Consider the following 20,591-nt stretch of genomic DNA (forward strand, 5'->3'; position numbering starts at 1 on the left):
CTGGCGTTTCCATCGGTTTTGCCTATATACCGTTCGGTATGAATATCTGTTCGCTTTCCCCGATCAAGGGCCGTCCGCGCGAGTTCGATCTCGACGAGGCCCTGGCCGCCGCGCTTCGCGTATTCTGGCGCAACGGCTACGAAGCCGCGTCGATGACCGAGCTGACCGCGGCGATGGGCATCACCAAGCCCAGCCTCTACGCCGCGTTCGGCAACAAGGAAGCCCTGTTCCACAAGGCGCTCGACCTCTACGAGCGCGAGAAGCTGGCGTACATGACCTCCGCGATGGAGGCGCCGACCGCGCGCGGGGTGGCCGAACGGCTGCTGCGCGGTGCGCTGGCGATGCAGACCAGCACCTGCGATCCCAAGGGCTGCCTTGGCGTCATCAGCGCGGCGGCCTGTGGCGCAGAAGCCGAATCGATCAAGGCCGAGGTCGTCAAACGTCGCGCTTCGTCGGAGGCGATGATCATCCGGCGGTTCGAGCAGGCGGTCGCGGACGGGGAAGTCCCCGAAGGCATGACCGCCGCGGCGCTGGTCCGCTACCTGTTCGCGATCATGCAGGGGCTCGCCCTGCAGGGCGGATCGGGCGCGACCTGCGACGAACTCGAGCAGCTCGTCGAGACGAGCCTTGCGGTCTGGCCGACCAAGTAACGCGCTAAAAATACCGCCCGGTACAAAAAGCGATTGACGGTACGGAACGGCGTTTCTATACCGACTGGTATTGAAGCCGGGTCCCAAAGGGGGATAGCGGCAAGGAACCGCCGCCATGGCCTATCTCGACATCGACAACATGTTCGCCGCCCCAGTCTGCGCCCGCGCTTCGCACGTCGAGGCCGAGCCGAAAGCGGGCTTCTCGGCGCTCGAATGGAGCGTGATCGCGCTCGCCAAGCGCGACACGCTGCGTAGCCTGGAAGGTACGAGCCGCGTGTCGCGCGCGCTCGGCAGCCTGTTCGGGCTCGGCACCGCGTCGCGGCTCGCCGATCCCCGGCTCGAGGCGCTGCGTCGCGCCGCGGTCTATGCCTGGCGCCGCGGGTTCGCGTTGCCGATGGCGGAGATCGAGCGTTTTCGCGATGCCGGCTTCGTCGATGCGCAGCTCGAGACGCTGGTGGTCAGCGTGACCGGCATGCGCGTCGGCCGCCTGGCCGCTTAACCGCGGTGCCGCCTAACTGCTCCCCGTCATCCCGGGCTTGTCCCGGGATCCAGAGCCCCAAGCGCCCACGCCCGTAACCCTGGATCCCGGGATGACGGGGATTGCGGGATCAGGCTGCGGTCCTACCACCTTCCCCATTTTCCTTGCCCCAACAAACCTGCTAGCCGCCGGCGCACAACACAACGCCCCGGAGAGGCTGCATGATACCCGATTTCGATTTCGCGCTCGGCGAAAACGCGGACATGATTCGCGAGTCGACGCACGCCTTTGCGACCGCGGAGATCGCGCCGCTTGCCGCTCGGATCGACGCGGAGGACTGGTTCCCGCGCGAGCTCTGGCCTGCGATGGGGGCGCTCGGGCTGCACGGCATCACCGTCGAGGAGGAATTCGGCGGCTTGGGCCTCGGCTATCTCGAGCATGTCGTCGCGGTCGAGGAAGTGTCGCGCGCGTCCGCGTCGATCGGCCTCAGCTACGGCGCGCATTCCAACCTGTGCGTCAACCAGATCCGTCGCTGGGCAACGCCTGAGCAGAAGGCGAAATGTCTGCCGAAACTGGTCTCGGGCGAGCATGTCGGGAGCCTCGCCATGTCGGAGGCCGGAGCGGGTTCTGACGTCGTCTCGATGAAGCTGCGCGCGCGGAAAACCGATAGCGGCTATGTCCTCGACGGCACGAAATTCTGGATCACCAACGCGGCTTACGCGGATACCCTCGTCGTCTATGCGAAGACCGGCGAGGGCAGCCGCGGCATCACCGCCTTCCTGATCGAGAAGGACATGCCGGGCTTCTCGATCGGGCAGAAGATCGACAAGATGGGGATGCGCGGCAGCCCAACCGCCGAACTCGTGTTCGACGGTTGCGAGGTGCCCGACAGCGCGGTGATGGGGCCGCTCAACGGTGGCGTCGGCGTGCTGATGTCGGGGCTCGATTACGAGCGTGCGGTGCTTGCGGGGATCCAGCTCGGGATCATGCAGGCGTGCCTCGATGTCGTCATCCCCTATGTCCGCGAGCGGAAACAGTTCGGACAGCCGATCGGCCAGTTCCAGCTGATCCAGGCGAAGGTTGCCGACATGTATGTCGCGCTGAGTTCGGCACGCGCGTACGTCTACGCGGTCGCCAAGAGCTGCGACGCGGGCAAGACCACGCGGTTCGACGCCGCGGGTGCGATCCTGCTCGCCAGCGAAAGCGCCGTGAAGGTGAGCCTCGAATCGATCCAGGCGCTGGGCGGTGCCGGCTATACCAAGGACTGGCCGGTCGAACGGTTCATGCGCGACGCGAAGCTGCTCGATATCGGCGCAGGGACCAACGAGGTCCGACGGATGCTGATCGGCCGCGAACTGATCGGCGCGGCGCCAAAGGTGGCGCAGTGAGCCCCAAACCCCAGCGTCACCCTGAACTTGTTTCAGGGTCCACCTATCCACGGGGAAGGACGGCGATTGTCGACAGATGGATGCTGAAACAAGTTCAGCATGACGGAGCGCGTGTATGACCGCACCCATCCTCACCTCCGCGCTGTCCCCCGAAAGCGACACCTTCCGCGCCAACGCCGCACATAACCGCGCGCTTGCCGAGACCCTCCGCGAAGACGTCGCGCGCACCGCGCTCGGCGGTAACGAGAAGGCCCGCGACCGCCATACCGCGCGCGGCAAGCTGCTTCCGCGCGACCGCGTCGAACGCCTGCTCGACCCCGGCAGCCCGTTCCTCGAGATCGGCCAACTCGCCGCCAACGGCCTCTACGACGACGAGGTGCCCGGCGCCGGCGTGATCGCGGGGATCGGGCGAGTCTCGGGCCGCCAGTGCATGATCCTGTGCAACGACGCCACGGTGAAGGGCGGCACCTACTTCCCACTCACCGTGAAGAAGCATCTGCGCGCGCAGGAAATCGCACAGGAAAACCGCCTTCCGTGCATCTACCTCGTCGACAGCGGCGGCGCGAACCTGCCGCACCAGGCCGAGGTGTTTCCCGACCGCGATCATTTCGGCCGCATCTTCTACAACCAGGCACAGATGTCCGCGCTCGGCATCCCGCAGATCGCGTGCGTGATGGGCAGCTGCACCGCGGGTGGCGCGTATGTGCCCGCGATGTCCGACGAGACGATCATCGTGCGTGGGCAGGGGACGATCTTTCTCGCCGGCCCACCGCTGGTGAAGGCCGCGACCGGCGAAGTGATTTCGGCGGAGGAACTCGGCGGCGCGGATACGCACGGGCGCCGCTCCGGCGTGGTCGACCATGTCGCCGAGAATGACGAGCACGCGCTGACGATCGTCCGCGACATCGTCTCGACGCTCAGCCCCCAGCTGCCCATGCCGGTCAACGTCCAGACGCCCCGACCGCCGAAGTTCGACGCCGAGGAATTGTACGGGATCGTGCCGAGCGACGTCCGTGCGCCGTACGACGTGCACGAGGTCATCGCGCGTTTGGTCGACGGATCCGAATTCCACGAGTTCAAAGCGCTTTACGGCACGTCCCTCGTATGCGGTTTCGCGCATATCTGGGGCATGCCCGTCGCGATCCTCGCCAACAACGGCGTGCTGTTCAGCGAGAGCGCGCAGAAGGGCGCGCATTTCATCGAGCTCGCCTGCCAGCGGCGGATCCCGCTGCTGTTCCTGCAGAACATCTCGGGCTTCATGGTCGGTGGCAAGTACGAGGCGGAAGGCATTGCCAAGCATGGCGCCAAGCTCGTCACCGCCGTCGCCACCGCGACCGTGCCGAAGATAACCGTGCTGATCGGCGGCAGCTTCGGCGCGGGCAATTACGGGATGTGCGGGCGCGCCTATTCGCCCCGCTTCCTGTTCACCTGGCCCAACAGCCGGATCTCGGTCATGGGCGGCGAACAGGCGGCCTCGGTGCTCGCCACCGTCCACCGCGATGCGGACAACTGGACGCCCGAGCAGGCCGAAGCCTTCAAGGCGCCGGTCCGCCAGAAGTACGAGGACGAGGGCAATCCCTGGTACGCCACCGCGCGGCTGTGGGACGACGGGATCATCGACCCGGCGCAGACCCGCGACGTGCTCGGCCTTGCGCTCGCCGCGACGCTCAATGCTCCCATCCCCGAACGCCCGGCGTTCGGCGTGTTCCGGATGTAACGCCCATGATCCTGTTCCTTCTTGCCCAGATCACCCCCGTCCAGCCGATCGTGAAGGGCACCGGACTGCCCCCCGCGGTCGTCAGCGAGGAAAGCGGCGTGCTGGTACCGATCGACGCGCTGTTCGCAGCGCTCGCCGCGCGCGACCCGCAAGCGGTGCTTGCCGCGATGCGCCCCGATGCAGGCGCGACCGTCGCCGAGGAGAAACCCGACGGCACGCGTTCGGTCCGCCACATGACCGCAGTGCAGTTCGCCGCGATGGTGAAGCCGGGCCCCGAACGCTACGCCGAACGCATCAGCGACCCTGCGATCGAGATCGACGGCGATATCGCGATGGTCTGGGCGCCATACGTCTTCACGATCGACGGCAAGCCCGCGCATTGCGGCTACAATCATTTCGACCTGGTGCGCGAGAGCGGCCGGTGGAAAATCCAGAACGTGACCTGGTCGTCGCGGACGACGAGCTGCGTGGCCCAATGATTACGTCGCTCCTGATCGCCAACCGCGGCGAGATCGCCTGCCGCATCATCCGCACCGCGCGCGCGCTGGGGATCCGCACCGTCGCCGTCTACTCCGACGCCGATGCGAACGCGCTGCACGTCCGGCAGGCCGACGAGGCCGTGCATATCGGCGCCTCGCCGGTGCGCGAAAGCTATCTGGTCGGCGAGCGGATCATCACCGCCGCGAAAGAGACCGGCGCCGAGGCGATCCACCCCGGCTATGGCTTTCTCTCCGAAAATGCCGACTTCGCGCAAGCCGTGATCGATGCCGGACTGATCTGGGTCGGCCCGGCCCCCGACAGCATCCGCGCCATGGGGCTGAAGGACGCTGCCAAGGCACTGATGATCGCCGCCGGCGTCCCCGTCACGCCCGGCTATATGGGCGATGACCAGAGCCTTGACCGGCTCCAGGCCGAGGCGGACGCGACGGGCTATCCCGTGCTCATCAAGGCAGTCGCGGGCGGCGGCGGCAAAGGCATGCGCCGCGTCGACGCCGCGTCCGACTTCGCCGACGCGCTGCTGTCGTGCCGACGCGAGGCGGAATCGTCGTTCGGCAATACGCATGTGCTGATCGAGAAATACATCCTCTCGCCCCGCCACATCGAGGTCCAGGTATTCGGCGACACGCACGGCAACGTCGTCCACCTCTTCGAACGCGATTGTTCTCTGCAGCGCCGTCACCAGAAGGTGATCGAGGAAGCCCCCGCGCCCGGCATGGACGCGGCGACGCGCGCGGCGATCTGCGCTGCCGCGGTGAAGGCGGCGAAGGCGGTCGACTATGTCGGCGCCGGCACGATCGAGTTCATCGCCGACGCGAGCGAAGGCCTGCGCGCCGACCGCATCTGGTTCATGGAGATGAACACGCGGCTCCAGGTCGAGCATCCGGTGACCGAGGAGATCACGGGGCAGGACCTGGTCGAATGGCAGCTGCGCGTCGCGAGCGGGGAGGCGTTGCCGAAGCGGCAGGACGAGTTGGCCATCGACGGCTGGGCGATGGAAGCGCGGCTCTATGCCGAGGATCCGCGCACCGGCTTCCTGCCGAGCATCGGGACGCTCGAGCGGTTCGATCTCGGCGAAGCGACGCGCGTCGATACCGGGGTCGAGCAGGGCGCGGCGATCTCGCCCTTCTACGATCCGATGATCGCCAAGGTGATCGCCTGGGGCCCCGATCGCGAGACTGCGCGCGAGACGCTGGCCGATGCGCTCGACGGCGCGGTAGTGTGGCCGGTGCGGTCGAATGCGGGATTCCTGGTCGAGGCGCTGGACCATCCGGTATTCGTCTCGGGCGAGGTCGACACCGGGCTGATCGCGCGCGAGGGCGATGCGCTCATGCCGCCCGACCGACCGACCGAGGAAGCGTTGATCGCTGCTGCCGCACGGTTGTCGGGGGCGGGGCCGAACAGTGGCTTCCGCCTCAATGCAGCGCGCCAGATGGAAGCGCTGTTCCTGCTCGACGGCAAGCCGGTCGCGATCGATTTCGCCGACGCATCCGCGACGGTAGCGACCGGCGACGATGTGCTGATCACGGAGGGCGGCCAGAGCTGGCAACTGACGCGCTGGCGCGCGACCGGAGTCGCGGCGGGTGCCGCCGCCGACGGCGCGATCCTGTCGCCGATGCCGGGGCGGATCCTTGCAGTCGACGTTGCCGTCGGCGATGCGGTGGTGAAGGGTCAGAAGCTCGTCACGCTGGAGGCGATGAAGATGGAGCATTCGCTGACCGCGCCGTTCGACGGGGTGGTCGAGGCGCTCGCGGCCACGGTCGGCGGGCAGGTGTCCGAGGGGACGGTACTGGTGACGATCGTCACCTCCACCCCGTCACCCTGAACTTGGTTCAGGGTCCACCGCGCCTCGGGCGATGGTGGCGGTTGGGGCGCGGTGGATGCTGAAACGAGTTCAGCATGACGGAGGGACAATACATGGCCGGTAGATACTATGACGACTGGACGATCGGCGACACGCTCGTCCACGAGATCCGCCGTACCGTTACCGAGACCGACAATCTCCTCTTCTCGACAATGACGCACAATCCGCAGCCGCTGCACCTCGACGTGGAGGCGGCGAAGGCCAGCGAGTTCGGGCGTATCCTCGTCAACGGCACCTTCACCTTCGCGCTGCTGATCGGGCTGTCGGTCGGCGACACGACGCTGGGCACGCTGGTCGCGAACCTGGGGTACGACAAGCTCGTCCACCCCAATCCGGTGTTCATCGGCGACACGATGCGCGCGTCGAGCGCGGTCACGGCCCTGCGCGAAAGCCGGTCGCGGCCCGAGTCGGGGCTTGTGACCTTCCGCCACGATCTCCACAATCAACGTGACGAACTCGTCTGCCAGTGCCTGCGTACCGCGCTGCTGCACCGCCGACCCCGAGAGGACCAAGCATGACCGATATCGTGATCACCGCTGCCAAGCGTACCCCCGTGGGCAGCTTCCTCGGCGCCTTTGCCGCAACCCCCGCGCACGAACTGGGCCGCGTGGCGATCGAGGCCGCGCTCGAACAAGCCGGGGTCGCTGGCGAAGACGTGTCCGAAGTCATCATGGGCCAGGTGCTGACCGCGGCGCAGGGCCAGAACCCCGCGCGCCAGGCGTCGATGGCGGCCGGCGTGCCGAAGGAAGTGCCCGCCTGGGGCGTCAACCAGGTCTGCGGCTCGGGCCTGCGCGCCGTCGCGATCGCCTGCCAGTCGATCCAGACCGGCGATGCGACGATCGTCGTCGCGGGCGGGCAGGAATCGATGTCGATGTCCGCGCACGCCCAGTCGATCCGCGGCGGCCAGAAGATGGGCAACCTGTCCCTTGTCGACACGATGGTCAGCGACGGGCTGACCGACGTGTTCAACGGCTATCACATGGGCATCACCGCCGAGAATCTGGCCGAGCAGTACCAGGTCACGCGCGGCGAGCAGGACGCCTTCTCGGTCGCGTCGCAGAACAAGGCCGAGGCCGCACGCGGATCGGGACGGTTCAAGGACGAGATCGCCAGCGTCACGATTCCGGGCCGCAAGGGCGACACCGTCGTCGCGGACGACGAATATATCCGCGCCGGCGCGACGATCGAGAGCGTGTCGGGCGTGCGGCCGGCGTTCAAGAAGGACGGCACGGTCACCGCGGCCAACGCCAGCGGCCTCAACGACGGCGCCGCCGCCTTGGTGCTGATGACGCGCGCGGAGGCCGAGCGGCGCGGTTCGCCGATCCTCGCGACGATCAAGAGCTGGGCATCGGCGGGCGTCGATCCGTCGATCATGGGGATCGGCCCGGTCCCCGCGACTCGCCGTGCGCTGGAAAAGGCCGGCTGGACGATCGGCGACCTCGACCTGATCGAGGCGAACGAGGCGTTCGCGGCGCAGGCGCTGTCGGTCGGCAAGGAGCTCGGCTGGGATGCCGAGAAGGTCAACGTCAACGGCGGCGCGATCGCGATCGGTCATCCGATCGGCGCGAGCGGCGCTCGGGTGCTGACCACGCTGATCTACGAGATGCAGAAGCGCGACGCGAAGAAGGGGCTGGCGACGCTGTGCATCGGCGGCGGCATGGGGATCGCGATGTGTCTGGAGCGGTAAGGTAATCCGTTCGTCATCCCGGGTTCCAGGGTTACGCGCGCTAGCGCCTCGGGCTCTGGATCCTGACGTTCGTCAGGATGACGGGCATCTACGGGGGCACCCGAACTGCAGTGGACGCCACCCCGGCGAAGGCCGGGGCCCAGTTGGGGGACTCCCGTGACTGGGCACGGACCTCCGTTCCATCAGCCTTCCCAACTGGGCCCCGGCCTTCGCCGGGGTAGGGGTTGGGCCTAGGGGGCGGCCGCCAGCATGCTCAACGCCACCGCCTCGGCGACCTTGATCCCGTCGACCGCGGCGGACAAAATCCCGCCCGCATACCCAGCCCCTTCGCCTGCCGGGAACAGCCCGGCGGTGTTGAGGCTTTGGAACGCCTCGTTCCGCGTGATCCGCACCGGCGAGGACGTGCGCGTCTCGACGCCGGTCATCACCGCGTCGGGATGGTCGTAGCCCGGGATCTGCTTGCCGAACGCGACCAGCGCCTCGCGCAACGCGGTGACCGCGAACTCGGGCAGGCAGTCGGCGAGGTCGCACATCGTCACGCCGGGGCGGTAGGACGGGATCACCGTCCCGAGCGCGGTCGACGGTCGGCCGGCGAGGAAATCGCCTAGCCGCTGCGCCGGCGCGTTGTAGCTCGATCCGCCGACCGCGAACGCGCGCGTTTCCCAATGCCGCTGCAGCTCGATCCCCGCGAGCGGCGACCCCGGATAGTCGCGCTCGGGATCGATCCCGACGACCAGCCCCGAATTCGCGTTGCGTTCGTTCCGCGAATACTGGCTCATGCCGTTGGTCGCGACGCGGCCTTCCTCCGAGGTCGCGGCGACGACGGTGCCGCCCGGGCACATGCAGAAGCTGTAGGCGGTGCGGCCGTTGCTGCAGTGATGCGACAGGCTGTAGGCGGCCGCGCCGAGATCGGGATGCCCCGCGCACGGCCCGAACCGCGCCTCGTCGATCCACGACTGCGGATGCTCGATCCGGACGCCGATCGAGAAGGGCTTTGCCTCGACGTGCACGCCGGCGTCGTGGAGCATGTGGAAGGTGTCGCGCGCGCTGTGACCTAACGCGAGGACGACATGGCTGGCGGCGACATGGCTGGCGGCGAGATGGTCGCCAGTGTGCATGCGCAGCCCGGTGACGCGGCGCTTACCGTCGACGTCGCTCTCGATGTCGATGCCCTCGACGCGGTTCTCGAAGCGATATTCGCCGCCGAGCGACTCGATCGTCTCGCGCATGCTCTCGACCATGGTGACCAGGCGGAAGGTGCCGATATGCGGATGCGCCTCGGTCAGGATCTCCTCGGGCGCGCCGGCCTTGACGAACTCGGTCAGCACTTTCCGCCCCAGATGCCGCGGATCCTGGATCTGGCTCCACAGCTTGCCGTCGGAGAAGGTGCCCGCGCCGCCCTCGCCGAACTGGACGTTCGATTCGGGGTTGAGCACGCCGCGCCGCCACAGCCCCCAGGTGTCCTTGGTCCGCTCGCGCACCACCTTGCCGCGGTCGACGATGATCGGCCGGAACCCCATCTGAGCGAGGATCAATCCGGCGAACAGCCCGCACGGGCCTGCGCCAACGACCACGGGGCGGGGCAGCTCGACGCCCTCCGGCGCCTTGGCGACGAAGGCATAGCGGGTGTCGGGGGTCGGGTTGACGTGGCGATCCTTCCGGAACCGCGCGAGCACCGTCGCCTCGTCCTTGACGTTGACGTCGACCGAATAGACCAGCTGGATGTCCATCTTGTCGCGCGCGTCGTTGGCACGCCTGGCGATCTTGAAGCGGACCAGTTCGCGCGGCGTGATGCGCAGCCGCTTGCACACCGCGGCGGGCAGCGCCTCGTCGGCATGGTTGATCGGCAGCTTCAGTTCGGTGATGCGCAACATGACGCCGCCGATGCCACGGACCGCGTCGTGGCACAATTGTGCGACAAAGCTGCTATAGGGGGGTCTCGAGAGGAGATGCCCGATGGCGTCGAGTATCGCGTATAATCGCTTCGGCCTGGGTGCACGGCCGGGCGATCGCTCCAGCGGCGAACCCAAGGCCTGGTTGCTCGACCAGCTGGGCCGCTATGATCCGAAACCGGCGGGGATCGCCGCGACCAAGGGGTCGCCCGAGATCGCGACCGCGCTGATCGACTATCGCGACGACCGCCGCGTGCTGCGCCGCCAGATGGCTGCGTCGCCGCCCGTCGCGACCCCAGACCCGACGATGAGCGGGGCGGGGGGCGCCGGCGCGACTCCGCCCGCGATGGGTGGCGCGATGGCGGCAGCCCCGCCGCCGGTGGACCCGCAGAAACGCGCGCTGATGGACGCCCGGCAGATTGCCGCGCGCGCGATCCGGCTCGACTATGGCCGCGCGGTGGCAGCGCGAACCGATGCCGCGCTGGTCTCGGACGCGCCGTTCGTCGAGCGGCTCGTGCAGTTCTGGGCGAATCATTTCGCGGTCTCGACCGACAAGATCGAGATCGTCGGGCTCGCCGGACCGATGGAGTTCGAGGCGATCCGGCCGCACGTGCTGGGGCGCTTCTCCGACATGCTGAACGCGGTCGAACGGCATCCGGCGATGCTGCTCTATCTCGACCAGGCGGTGTCGGTCGGGCCGGGCAGCGCGGTCGGCCTGCGCGTCGCGGCGCGTGGGCAGCGCAAGGTCGGGCTGAACGAGAATCTCGCGCGCGAGATCCTCGAGCTGCACACATTGGGCGTGCGGACCGGCTACGAACAGGGCGACGTCACCGAGTTCGCGCGCGCGATGACCGGATGGACCGCGACCGGCTTCGGGCGAGGACCGAAGATGGGCGGCGTGCCCGGCGCGTTCGCGTTCATGCCCGCGATCCACGAACCCGGCGACCGCATCATCATGGGCAAGACCTATCCGGCGGCAGGCGAGGCGCAGGCGCAGGCAGTGCTCGACGATCTCGCGGTCCATCCCGCGACCGCGACGCATATCGCGACCAAGCTCGCGCGGCACTTCGCGGGTGACGTGCCGCCGCCGGCGATGATCACGCGGCTCAAGACGGCGTTCCTCAAATCGGGTGGCGACCTGCCGACCGTCTACAAGGCGATCATCGCCTCGCCCGAAGCCTGGGTCGCGACGCCGGTCAAGTTCCGCACGCCGTGGGAATGGACGATCGCCGTCCACCGCGCGCTCGGCACGAAGACGCTGCAGCCGGGCGCGATGGTGGGCCTCATGAACCAGCTCGGCCAGCCGGTGTGGAAGCCGGGGCAGCCGGTCGGCTATGACGACCTCGCCGCGACCTGGGCGGGGCCCGACGCGATCATGCGTCGGGTCGAGGCGGCGGAGCGGTTCGCCACGCGGGCTGCGGCGAATACCGATGCGCGTGCGCTGGCGCCGGTGCTGTTCCCCGATGCGCTGAGCGCCGCGACTGCGCAGGCGCTGACGCGCGCCGAAAGCCCGGGGCAGGCGCTCGCGCTGCTGCTCGTCTCGCCCGAAATGATGCGGAGATAGACATGTTCGATCGTCGTTCCATCCTCACCCGCGGCGCGCTCGGTGCCGCCGGCCTCGCCTTCGCGCCGCGCATGGCGTTCGCGCGCGCCGCGACGCCCAAGCGCTTCGTCTTCATCATCCAGCGCGGCGCCGCCGACGGGCTCGGCGTGATCGGCGCGGTCGGCGACCCCGCCTTTGCCGGCATCCGCGGCGATCTCGCGGCCGACGTGGCCAGCGGTACGAAGCTCGACACCACCTTCATGCTGCACCCCGCGATGACCAACGCCGCGGGGTTGTACGGCAAGGGGCAGGCGCTGTTCGCGCACGCGATCGCCTCGCCGTACCGCGATCGCTCGCATTTCGACGGGCAGAACGTGCTCGAGACCGGCGGCAGCCGCGCCTATCAGGTGCGCGACGGCTGGCTCAACCGACTGCTCGGCGTGCTGCCCGCGGACCAGGCGCGCGCAATCGCGGTTGCGGCGACGGTGCCGATGGCACTCCGCGGATCGCGCGAGATTGCCTCCTACGCGCCGTCCAGCCTGCCCCAGGCGTCGGACGACCTGCTCCAGCGCGTCTCGATGCTCTATCAGGGCGATGCCCAGCTGCACGGGCTGTGGAGCGAGGCGCTGGCGACGCGAAGCCTGACCAGCGACCTGAGCGCCGACGACGGGCGCAACGCCGCGGCGACGGGCGCGCTCGCCGCCAAGCTGCTGGCACCCGACAGCGGCGCGCGGATCGCGATGATCGAGACCGGCGGTTGGGACACGCATACCGGGCAGCGCGGGCGGCTGGCGGCACAGTTGAAGGGGCTCGACGCGATGGTCGGTGCGCTGCAGGCGGGGCTGGGGCCGCTCTGGGCGGACACGATGGTGCTGGTCGCGACCGAGTTCGGCCGCACCGTCGCGGTCAACGGCACCGGCGGCACCGATCACGGCACGGGGACGGCGGCGATGCTGTTCGGTGGCGGCGTGAAGGGCGGGCGCGTGCTCGCCGACTGGCCCGGGTTGAGCACGGCGGCGCTCTACGAGGCGCGCGACATCCGCCCGACCGCCCAGCTCGACGCGTTCATCGGCGGCGCGCTGTCGTCGCACTTCGGGGTCGATCCGGCGCGTGTGATGGCGGCGGTGTTCCCGACCAGCGCGAAGGTGGTCGCGACCGAGGGGTTGTTATGGGTCTGATCCCAGCCCCCCCGTTCGTGCTGAGCGCAGTCGAAGCACCTGGGGACAGGTGCCCTTCGACTTCGCTCAGGGCGAACGGAGCTAGGGTGGGCAGAGGCGGGGTGACGCAGGAGCCGCAGCCGCCTAACGTCCCCACCCATGCTACGTTTCACCGTGAACAACCAGCCGGTCGAATACCGGCTCGATCCCGCGACGCCCCTGCTGTGGGCGCTGCGCGATGCATCGAACCTGACGGGCACGAAATATGGCTGCGGTACCGGACAGTGCGGGGCGTGCACGGTCGATATCGACGGCCAGGCGCGGCGGAGCTGCCGGGTCCCGATCGGGACGATCGAGGGCGCGTACGTCACCACGATCGAGGGGCTGTCGCGCGAACGCAACCACCCGCTGCAACTCGCCTTCCTCGCCGAAGCCGTACCGCAATGCGGTTTCTGCATCCCCGGCATGATCATGGCGGCGTCGGTGCTGCTCAAGCGGAACGCCGACCCGAGCGAGGCGCAGATCCGCGAGGCGATGACCAACCTGTGCCGCTGCGGTGTCTATCCGCGGCTGGTCGAGGCGATCCAGCGCGCCGGACGGGCGACGCGCGGCGAGGAGGTCATTCCAGCCGGCGCGCGGCCGGGGATCGATCCCGCCGATGCCGCGCGCGTCGTGCCCGCCTTAGTCGCACGGCCCTAGGCGCGCGGGGGCAAAGCTGTCTGATCGCTGACGAAGGGGTTCAGCTTCGGTTCGCCGCGGCAGTGGCACAGCTCGTCCATCATAGGGGCCGGCGGCATGCGCCGGCAGTCGAGGATGACGGGCATGACGAGCATTTTCCTGAAGGTCCTGATGGCGGCGACAGCGCTGGTGCCGGTGGCCGCCGCCGCGCAGCGCGGTCCCGACTCGCAGGTCGAGGGGCGCGGCGGCTGGAACGGCCAGCGCGGCGGCGACCGCGGTGATCGGGGCGACCGCGGCGGCGACCGTGGTTGGCGCGACCAGGCGCCGCAGCAGGCCCAGCAGCCGCAGGTCCAGCCGCCACAGGGGCAACCCGGACGCGCGCAGTTCGGCGACGACGGCCCCCGCGGGCAGCGCGAGGACCGCCAGATCGGCGGCCAGCCCGACCGCTTCGCCGGCCGCGGCGACGGCCAGGATCGCCAAGGCTGGCAGGGCGGTCGTGACGACCGGCCCGACGTCCGCCCCGACCTGCGTCCCGACCGGCAATATCAGGGCCAGTACCAGAACCGCGGCTACCAGGATCGCGGCTATCAGGGCCGGGACCGGGGCCAGGCCGCCTATGGTCGTGGGCCGGACGGCCGGGGCGGGTACCAGGACCGCGGGCAATATCGCGGAGGGTACGACCAGCACCAAGGCTATAACCGGGGCGGCTATGATCGTGGCGGCAGCTGGAACCGCGGCTGGCGGAACGACAACCGCTATGCGTGGAACACCTACCGCGCCTCGAACCGGAACGCCTATCGCCTGCCGCGCTACTACGCGCCGGGCGGGTGGAGCGGGGGCTATCGCCGCTTCGGGGTCGGCTTCACGCTGAGCAACATCCTGTTCAACCCGACCTACTGGATCCAGGACCCGTATACCTATCGTCTGCCCGAGGCGTACGGACCCTATCGCTGGGTCCGCTACTACAACGACGCGCTGCTCGTCGATCTCGACAGCGGCCGCGTGGTCGACACGGTGTACGACATCTTCTGGTAATCCGCGGGTAACGGGGCGGGGGTCCGGCAGCTGAGGCTGCCGGACCCTTGCGTTTCGCGCGAACCTCGGCGAATTCGAGCGCATGGGTATCTTCAGCAAAGCCAAGCCAAAGGCGGATCCGGCGGCGGCACTCCGCCAGGCCGCGGGCACCGAGGTCGGCGCGCGGCTCGACGCCAATCCGGCGGTCCAGCGCGTCGCGATGGATGCCGCGCAATTCTATTACCAGCACGATTTCCTGGATGCGGCGACCTGCAAGCGGCTGATCGCGATCATCGATTCGAAGCGGCGGCCATCGACGTTGCTGTCCGATCGCCCCAACAGCAGTTTCCGCACCAGCGACAGTTGCGACATGGATCGCTGGTCGCCCGACGTCCAGCCCACCGACGAGGCGATCGCGACACTGCTCGGCATCGACCTGCTGCACGGTGAGACGATGCAGGGCCAGCGCTACGCACCGGGTCAGCAATTCCGCGCGCATCACGACTATTTCCACGACTCCGAAAGCTATTGGGAGCGGATGCAGGAGCAGGGCGGCCAGCGCACCTGGACCGCGATGGTCTATCTGAACGACGTTCCCGAGGGCGGCGCGACCTGGTTCCCGCAGGCGGGCATCAAGATTGCCCCCAAGCGCGGCATGCTGCTCGCCTGGAACAACATGAACCGCGACGGCAGTCCCAACCGGCTGACGCTCCACGAGGGCATGCCGGTGGTCGAGGGCGTGAAGTACATCGTGACGAAGTGGTTTCGCGAGCGGCCCTGGATCAAGTGAGCGGCTTACCGTCGCCCGCTGTGTTCCTGCGAACGCAGGAATCCAGGATAATAGAACGCAGCGCTGCTTGACCCTGGACTCCCGCTTCCGCGGGCGAACGGCGGCTAGCGGTGGTAAACCTCGACAATCCCGCCCCAGGCCCTACCTCCCCCTGCATGAACGTACTCGGCGTAAGCTCCTCGATCCTCGGTCAGCCCTGGCGGTGGCGCGCGCTTGCCGCGGATCAGCGCGACGGGTTCGGCAGCGACGATCTCGTCACCCAGCTGCTGCTCGCGCGTGGCTGCCCCCGTGAGGACCTCGAAGCGCACCGCAACCCGTCGATCCGCGGCTTCATGCCCGACCCCTCGATCTTCCGCGACATGGACGTCGCCGCCGCGCGCCTCGCCGACGCCGTCCAGGCGGGCGAACAGGTCGCGATCTTCGGCGACTACGACGTCGACGGCGCGACCTCCGCCGCGCTGATGATCCTCGTGCTGCGGGATCTCGGGATCGAGGCGCGGGCCTACATCCCCGACCGCATGCTCGAAGGCTATGGTCCGTCGGGCGCCGCCCTCACCCGCCTCGCCGCCGAGGGTGCAAGCTTGATCGTCACCGTCGATTGCGGCGCGCAGGCGTTCGAGGCGCTGGGCACCGCGCGCGACGCCGGGATCGACGTGATCGTCATCGACCACCACAAATGCTCGGCCGAGCTGCCGCACGCGCTCGCGCTGGTGAACCCCAACCGGCTCGACGAAGGCGAGGGCGCGGCGCACGGGCATCTCGCCGCGGTCGGCATGTGTTTCCTCGCCGCCGCCGCGCTGGTCCGCACGCTCCGCGCCCGCGGCTTTTTCGAGGGCCGCGCCGAGCCCAGGCTCATCGACCTGCTCGACATCGTGGCGCTCGGCACCGTCGCCGACGTCGCCCAGCTCCGCGGCCTCAACCGCGCGTTCGTCGCGCAGGGGCTGAAGGTCATGGCTGCACGCCGCAACATCGGCGTTGCCGCGCTGATCGAGGCATCACGCCTCACACGCAGCCCGACCTGCACCGATCTGGGCTTCGCGCTCGGCCCGCGGATTAACGCCGGCGGGCGGGTGGGGCGTGCCGACCTCGGTGTCCGCCTGCTGACCACGCGCGACCCTGACGAAGCCCGCATGATCGCGACCGAGCTCGACCGGCTGAACGAGGAACGCCGGACGATCGAGGGTAATGTCCAGGAGGCTGCCGACCTGCTGACGGCGAGCGCCGCGCGCGTCGCGGTGGTCTCGGGCCATGGTTGGCATGCGGGCGTGATCGGCATCGTCGCGGGGCGGCTGAAGGAGCGGCTCGGCCGCCCGGCGATCGTCATCGCGATCGACGAGAACGGCCTCGGCAAGGGATCGGGCCGTTCGATCTCGGGCGTCGATCTCGGCGCGGCCGTTATGGCGGCAAGGGAGCAGGGGCTGCTCGTCGCGGGCGGCGGGCACGCGATGGCGGCGGGCCTGACGATCGTCGAGAGCGCGATCCCCGCCTTCGCAGAGTTCCTCGAGGAGCGCCTCTCCGCCGCGGTCGACAGGTCGCGCGACGACCGTGCGCTGCTGCTCGACGCGGTGCTGGCGGCCGGCGGCGTCAATCCGGGGCTGGTCGAATCGATGGAGGCGGGGGGGCCGTACGGCATGGGCTGGCCCGCGCCGCGCGTCGCGATGGGGCCGGTGCGCGTGATCAAGGCGGACGTGGTCGGCAACGGCCATGTCCGCACCGTGGTGGCGGGCGACGACGGCCGCAGTATCAAGGCGATGGCGTTCCGCGCGGCGGACACCGCGCTCGGCCAGGCGCTGCTAGGCGCTCCCCCGCATCGGAAACTCTGGCTGGCCGGCCGTGCCAAGATCGACGACTGGTCGTCGCGCCCTGCTGCAGAATTGCACCTCGAAGATGCAGCCTGGGCCGATTGAACGCTTGACGCTCGGCCCGCCGGGCCTTAGTCGGCCCCCACCACGCAAGGCCCCTTCGTCTAGCGGTTAGGACGCGGCCCTTTCACGGCTGAAGCACGGGTTCGATTCCCGTAGGGGTCACCATCGCTGGTTTTCGTCGAATCGGCATGGTGAGACACGCAGACGCAGTGCGTCACGCGGCTGATCGAGCAAAACCGCTCCAGGCGTACGCATCCCATCTTCCGACCGCCAGCGCCGCTAGCGATCGGGACCTTACGCGCAGTTCATTGACCCAATCGCCCGGTCATCGCGCGACCGGGCCGTGGAAGTCCGCCTCGACGATCGCCAGCCGCCAGCCCGGCGCAACCGCTTCCGCGCCGGTGTCACCCGATTGTTTGGCGGTGCCGAGTTCGACGATCTTGCCGAATGCGTCCCGGTCCTGCGTCGGGGCGATCTGGGTGAGGCGCAGCACGCGCCCGGTGGCGGCGGGGAAGCTGACGGAGGCGTAGCCGAGCTGGCGCTCCGTCTCGCCGGTCCAGATTTCGCGGCCGTCGAGCGTGATCCGCAGCGGATAGCCGCGCGATCGCCAGCCGACGAGTTTCAGTTCGATCTCGTTCAGCGTCACGGGCGTGTCGAAACGATATTCGATCCACGCGGTAGCGGGAGCGCCGTCGCTGGCCCAGTGCGTCAGTTCGTTGTCGTCGATCGACTTCCCTGCATCCGCCTGGCGCGATCCGGCGACGATGCTCGACGGCATCAGCGTCGTACGGCTGACACGGTAGGACGGCCCCGCTGGCGTCGGCCCGCGCGTCAACAGCCCGGGTTGCGCGTCCCCGGCGAAGCTGCGCGAGAGCCCGCCCTCGACCCTCGCCGCCGCCACCGTAGGCACGACCAGCGTCGCCGCCTTCAGGCCCGGCGCCGTCGCGGTCAGCCTGACCGTTCCCTTCGCCGTCCCGGCGCGCAGCAGGACCCGGTTGATGCCGCCTTCGACCGGTACTGTCTTCGACAGGATGTAGTTGTCCTCGTCGCGCGCGGTACCGGCGGTCGGCGTGGTGCCGGGGATCGCCTCCTCCGCCTTGGCGACCGTCGAGCGGGGGCGGCCCGAGCTGTCGCCCTGCGCGATGCCGCCGCGCCATTCGGCGGGGCCGGTCAGTGCGAAGGTGACCTTGTCGTTGGCGGTCGGCACGCGGCGGCCCTTCGCATCGACGACCTCGACATCGACCAGCGCGATGTCGGCGCCGTCCATGACGAAGCCGCGCGGGCCCGTGTGTTTCGTCAGGCGCAGCGCTACGGGCGCGCCGACCGTCTCGACGACATGCTCCGAGGTGCGACCGTCGGCGCTGGTTCCCACGGCGCGCAGCGTTCCCGGCTGCCATGCGACGTCGGGCCAGGTGAACAGGAAGCCGCTCGAGCGCTTGCCGATGCCGAGCGACCGGCCGTTGAGGAACAGCTCGACCCTGTCGCCGGTCGAGACGACGCTCATGGCCTTCATCGTACCCGGCGCGTAGGTCCAATGCCCGACAATGTGCGTCGCGGGCCGCTCGACGTCGACCCAGCCGTTCCACATCACCTTGTGCGCGTAGAACCCCTCCTTGGGGATGCGCACGGCGTCGACCTCACCCGAGCGGCGGTAATTGTTGTCGCCGCGATAATGCGTGTTGCTGTCGGACCAGATGATGTTGACGCCGCCCGAACTCACGCGGCGGCCGGTGCCGGGGCGGATCCGGTAATAGTCCCACCAGCGCCGGACGTCCTCTGCAGCCTGGCTGTCCTGGTTGCGGTTGTAGTCGGGTGCGTCGGCGTGGAACGGCGGGGTCTGCGCGTCCTGGTAGAGCCGTGCCGCCTCGTCGCGGCTGTATTCCATCGCCCACATCGGGATGTGCGCGCTCTTGTTGATGTAGAGCATCTCGCCGCCATATTCGGCGATCTTGCTGTCGAGCATCTCGCGCGAGCCGATCGCGCGGCCGCCATGCGCGTCATACTCGTCGCGAAGCGCCTTCATCTCGGCCATGTGCGGCTCGCTGATGCTTTCGTTGCCGCTTTCGTAGAACAGGATGGAGGGGTTGTTGCGGTTGTAGACGATCGCGCTGCGCATCTGCTCCTTGCGCTGGTCCCAGCGGCGCCCCTCGACGTCGCGTTCGGAGTCGCCTGCCGGCATCGCCTGGGGAAGGCCGACGCGATCGGCGGATTCGATGTCCTGCTTCGACGGCGTGATGTGCATCCACCGGACCATGTTGCCGCCGCTCTCGACCATCAGCGCGTTGGAGAAGTCGCTGATCCAGGGCGGGATCGACACGCCGACCGCGGGCCATTCGTTCGACGTGCGCTGTGCATAGCCGTGCACTTGCATCACCCGGCCGTTGAGCCGGATCATGCCGTCGCCGAACTGCGTCGAGCGGAACCCGGTCAGCGTGTCGACCGCATCGGCGACCTTGCCGCCTTCGACGAGGCTGGTCGTCACGCGGTAGAGATAGCCATAGCCCCAGCTCCAGAAGTTGAGGCCGGCCATGCGTCCCTGCGCGGTGACCATGCGCGTCTCACCCGGGGCCAGCGTGACGCTGCCGCCGTCGAACCGCCCGACGAGCGTGCCGTCGCGGTCGCGAACCTCTGTACGCAGTGAGAAGGTGCGCGGCGCGGCTTCCTCGTTGCGGACCTGCGTTTCGGCGTGGACCGTCGCGGCGCGCCCGGGAATGTCGAAGGCGTCCGCCCAGACATATTGACCGGTCGTCCCCAGGTTCGCGAACAGCGGCAGCGTCTGGTAGGTGCGCGGCGTCAGGTGCAGCCGGACGTTGCGCGTGATGCCGCCGTAGTTGACGTTGAAATTGCGGTCGTTCCACTGGAAGCCGCTGCCGGTCGCGCGTTCCTTGTAGCGCCAGTCATTGTCGACGCGCACCGCGATCACGTTGCTGCCGGGTTTCAGCGCCTTGGAAATGTCCGCGCCGAACGCCATCGCGCCGCTCTCGGACAGCGCGACCGACTGGCCGTTGACCCAGACCTCGGCGGCCTGCCGCACGCCCTCGAATTCGAGGAACGCCTTGCCGGCCGTGGCGCGCGACGGTGCGGTGAAGCGCTTGCGATACCAGGTTATCCCGGTCGACAGATTCTTGATGTCGCGCGCGAACGCCTCGCGCTCGTTGAAGGCGTTGGGCAGCGTGACCGGCGTCCAGCCGCGGTCATCGAAGCCGGGCTGCGCGGCGCCAGCCTTGTCGCCGGTTGTCATCTGCCAGCCGGGGTTGAGGTTGTAGGTCGCGCGTGCGGACGCGACCACGCTCGACGCGTCGTGCGCGCGGACTGCGGGGGAGGCGAGGGCGATGACCGCCGTGGCTGCGAGGTACCGTGCGCGCATTGT

Annotated in this window: 16 protein-coding genes and 1 tRNA gene; 15 read left to right on the forward strand and 2 right to left on the reverse strand. The window is 68.8% G+C overall.

Annotated features, from left to right (window positions below):
• The first annotated feature begins 38 nt into the window (after window positions 1-38).
• The 8 genes from FSB78_RS05440 to FSB78_RS05475 all read left to right on the forward strand — a co-directional run bounded on the left by FSB78_RS05440 (window position 39) and on the right by FSB78_RS05475 (window position 8,282).
• Window positions 39-650: a TetR/AcrR family transcriptional regulator gene (locus FSB78_RS05440; protein WP_147080642.1), complete on the forward strand. Its 612-nt coding sequence runs from the start codon at window positions 39-41 to the stop codon at window positions 648-650.
• Between the two features lie 115 nt (window positions 651-765).
• Window positions 766-1,149 (forward strand): hypothetical protein, encoded by a 384-nt coding sequence (locus FSB78_RS05445; protein ID WP_147080644.1) that lies wholly within the window; start codon window positions 766-768, stop codon window positions 1,147-1,149.
• Window positions 1,150-1,349: 200 nt separating this feature from the next.
• Window positions 1,350-2,516 (forward strand): isovaleryl-CoA dehydrogenase, encoded by a 1,167-nt coding sequence (locus FSB78_RS05450; RefSeq protein WP_147080646.1) that lies wholly within the window; start codon window positions 1,350-1,352, stop codon window positions 2,514-2,516.
• Between the two features lie 115 nt (window positions 2,517-2,631).
• Complete coding sequence (locus FSB78_RS05455) at window positions 2,632-4,233, forward strand: carboxyl transferase domain-containing protein (protein WP_147080649.1); 1,602 nt, start codon at window positions 2,632-2,634, stop codon at window positions 4,231-4,233.
• Window positions 4,234-4,238: 5 nt separating this feature from the next.
• The gene (locus tag FSB78_RS05460; protein ID WP_147080651.1) at window positions 4,239-4,712 is read left to right on the forward strand and encodes a nuclear transport factor 2 family protein; all 474 of its coding nucleotides are present in this window, start codon (window positions 4,239-4,241) and stop codon (window positions 4,710-4,712) included.
• On the forward strand, window positions 4,709-6,556 hold the full coding sequence (locus tag FSB78_RS05465; protein WP_147080653.1) for an acetyl/propionyl/methylcrotonyl-CoA carboxylase subunit alpha: 1,848 nt from the start codon (window positions 4,709-4,711) through the stop codon (window positions 6,554-6,556). The genes FSB78_RS05460 and FSB78_RS05465 overlap by 4 nt, the downstream gene beginning before the upstream one ends.
• A gap of 92 nt (window positions 6,557-6,648) precedes the next feature.
• Complete coding sequence (locus FSB78_RS05470; protein WP_147084034.1) at window positions 6,649-7,113, forward strand: MaoC family dehydratase; 465 nt, start codon at window positions 6,649-6,651, stop codon at window positions 7,111-7,113.
• Window positions 7,110-8,282 carry an acetyl-CoA C-acetyltransferase gene (locus tag FSB78_RS05475; RefSeq protein WP_147080655.1) on the forward strand — a complete coding sequence of 391 codons (1,173 nt, stop codon included), beginning with the start codon at window positions 7,110-7,112 and terminating at the stop codon, window positions 8,280-8,282. The genes FSB78_RS05470 and FSB78_RS05475 overlap by 4 nt, the downstream gene beginning before the upstream one ends.
• Before the next feature lie 230 nt (window positions 8,283-8,512).
• On the opposite strand, the gene FSB78_RS05480 is transcribed toward FSB78_RS05475, so the two are convergent.
• Window positions 8,513-10,156, reverse strand: a complete 1,644-nt coding sequence (locus FSB78_RS05480; RefSeq protein WP_147080657.1) for an NAD(P)/FAD-dependent oxidoreductase — start codon at window positions 10,154-10,156, stop codon at window positions 8,513-8,515.
• Between the two features lie 82 nt (window positions 10,157-10,238).
• On the opposite strand from FSB78_RS05480, the gene FSB78_RS05485 reads away from it, so the two are divergent.
• The 7 genes from FSB78_RS05485 (at window position 10,239) to FSB78_RS05515 (ending at window position 17,386) form a co-directional block, all read left to right on the forward strand.
• Window positions 10,239-11,738 carry a DUF1800 domain-containing protein gene (locus FSB78_RS05485; RefSeq protein WP_147080659.1) on the forward strand — a complete coding sequence of 500 codons (1,500 nt, stop codon included), beginning with the start codon at window positions 10,239-10,241 and terminating at the stop codon, window positions 11,736-11,738.
• 2 nt (window positions 11,739-11,740) lie between these two features.
• Window positions 11,741-12,895, forward strand: coding sequence for a DUF1501 domain-containing protein (locus FSB78_RS05490; RefSeq protein WP_147080661.1), 1,155 nt, complete (start codon window positions 11,741-11,743; stop codon window positions 12,893-12,895).
• A gap of 138 nt (window positions 12,896-13,033) precedes the next feature.
• Entirely contained in the window at window positions 13,034-13,573 is a 540-nt protein-coding gene (locus FSB78_RS05495; protein WP_147080664.1) for a (2Fe-2S)-binding protein, read from the forward strand.
• Window positions 13,574-13,696: 123 nt separating this feature from the next.
• A complete protein-coding gene (locus FSB78_RS05500) occupies window positions 13,697-14,587 on the forward strand; it encodes an RcnB family protein (RefSeq protein ID WP_147080666.1) in 891 nt (296 codons plus the stop codon).
• A gap of 82 nt (window positions 14,588-14,669) precedes the next feature.
• Window positions 14,670-15,356 carry a prolyl hydroxylase family protein gene (locus FSB78_RS05505; RefSeq protein ID WP_147080667.1) on the forward strand — a complete coding sequence of 229 codons (687 nt, stop codon included), beginning with the start codon at window positions 14,670-14,672 and terminating at the stop codon, window positions 15,354-15,356.
• A gap of 155 nt (window positions 15,357-15,511) precedes the next feature.
• A complete protein-coding gene (gene recJ, locus FSB78_RS05510) occupies window positions 15,512-17,263 on the forward strand; it encodes a single-stranded-DNA-specific exonuclease RecJ (protein WP_147080669.1) in 1,752 nt (583 codons plus the stop codon).
• Between the two features lie 48 nt (window positions 17,264-17,311).
• Window positions 17,312-17,386: transfer RNA gene (locus FSB78_RS05515), tRNA-Glu, on the forward strand.
• Window positions 17,387-17,546: 160 nt separating this feature from the next.
• Here the strand turns inward: FSB78_RS05515 and FSB78_RS05520 are convergent.
• Window positions 17,547-20,588, reverse strand: coding sequence for a glycoside hydrolase family 2 protein (locus FSB78_RS05520; RefSeq protein WP_147080671.1), 3,042 nt, complete (start codon window positions 20,586-20,588; stop codon window positions 17,547-17,549).
• Between the last annotated feature and the right edge of the window lie 3 nt (window positions 20,589-20,591).

The sequence above is a fragment of the Sphingomonas ginsenosidivorax genome, assembly GCF_007995065.1.
Lineage (GTDB): Bacteria > Pseudomonadota > Alphaproteobacteria > Sphingomonadales > Sphingomonadaceae > Sphingomonas > Sphingomonas ginsenosidivorax.

Excerpts from the sequence above, each read along its gene's own strand:
- FSB78_RS05455 (WP_147080649.1), top strand. The coding sequence starts at position 2,632 with ATGACCGCACCCATCCTCACCTCCGCGCTGTCCCCCGAAAGCGACACC.
- FSB78_RS05465 (WP_147080653.1), top strand. The coding sequence starts at position 4,709 with ATGATTACGTCGCTCCTGATCGCCAACCGCGGCGAGATCGCCTGCCGC.
- recJ (WP_147080669.1), top strand. The coding sequence starts at position 15,512 with ATGAACGTACTCGGCGTAAGCTCCTCGATCCTCGGTCAGCCCTGGCGG.
- FSB78_RS05480 (WP_147080657.1), bottom strand. The coding sequence starts at position 10,156 with ATGTTGCGCATCACCGAACTGAAGCTGCCGATCAACCATGCCGACGAG.
- FSB78_RS05460 (WP_147080651.1), top strand. The coding sequence starts at position 4,239 with ATGATCCTGTTCCTTCTTGCCCAGATCACCCCCGTCCAGCCGATCGTG.
- FSB78_RS05520 (WP_147080671.1), bottom strand. The coding sequence starts at position 20,588 with ATGCGCGCACGGTACCTCGCAGCCACGGCGGTCATCGCCCTCGCCTCC.
- FSB78_RS05450 (WP_147080646.1), top strand. The coding sequence starts at position 1,350 with ATGATACCCGATTTCGATTTCGCGCTCGGCGAAAACGCGGACATGATT.
- FSB78_RS05475 (WP_147080655.1), top strand. The coding sequence starts at position 7,110 with ATGACCGATATCGTGATCACCGCTGCCAAGCGTACCCCCGTGGGCAGC.
- FSB78_RS05440 (WP_147080642.1), top strand. The coding sequence starts at position 39 with ATGAATATCTGTTCGCTTTCCCCGATCAAGGGCCGTCCGCGCGAGTTC.
- FSB78_RS05470 (WP_147084034.1), top strand. The coding sequence starts at position 6,649 with ATGGCCGGTAGATACTATGACGACTGGACGATCGGCGACACGCTCGTC.
- FSB78_RS05500 (WP_147080666.1), top strand. The coding sequence starts at position 13,697 with ATGACGAGCATTTTCCTGAAGGTCCTGATGGCGGCGACAGCGCTGGTG.
- FSB78_RS05445 (WP_147080644.1), top strand. The coding sequence starts at position 766 with ATGGCCTATCTCGACATCGACAACATGTTCGCCGCCCCAGTCTGCGCC.
- FSB78_RS05495 (WP_147080664.1), top strand. The coding sequence starts at position 13,034 with ATGCTACGTTTCACCGTGAACAACCAGCCGGTCGAATACCGGCTCGAT.
- FSB78_RS05485 (WP_147080659.1), top strand. The coding sequence starts at position 10,239 with ATGGCGTCGAGTATCGCGTATAATCGCTTCGGCCTGGGTGCACGGCCG.
- FSB78_RS05505 (WP_147080667.1), top strand. The coding sequence starts at position 14,670 with ATGGGTATCTTCAGCAAAGCCAAGCCAAAGGCGGATCCGGCGGCGGCA.
- FSB78_RS05490 (WP_147080661.1), top strand. The coding sequence starts at position 11,741 with ATGTTCGATCGTCGTTCCATCCTCACCCGCGGCGCGCTCGGTGCCGCC.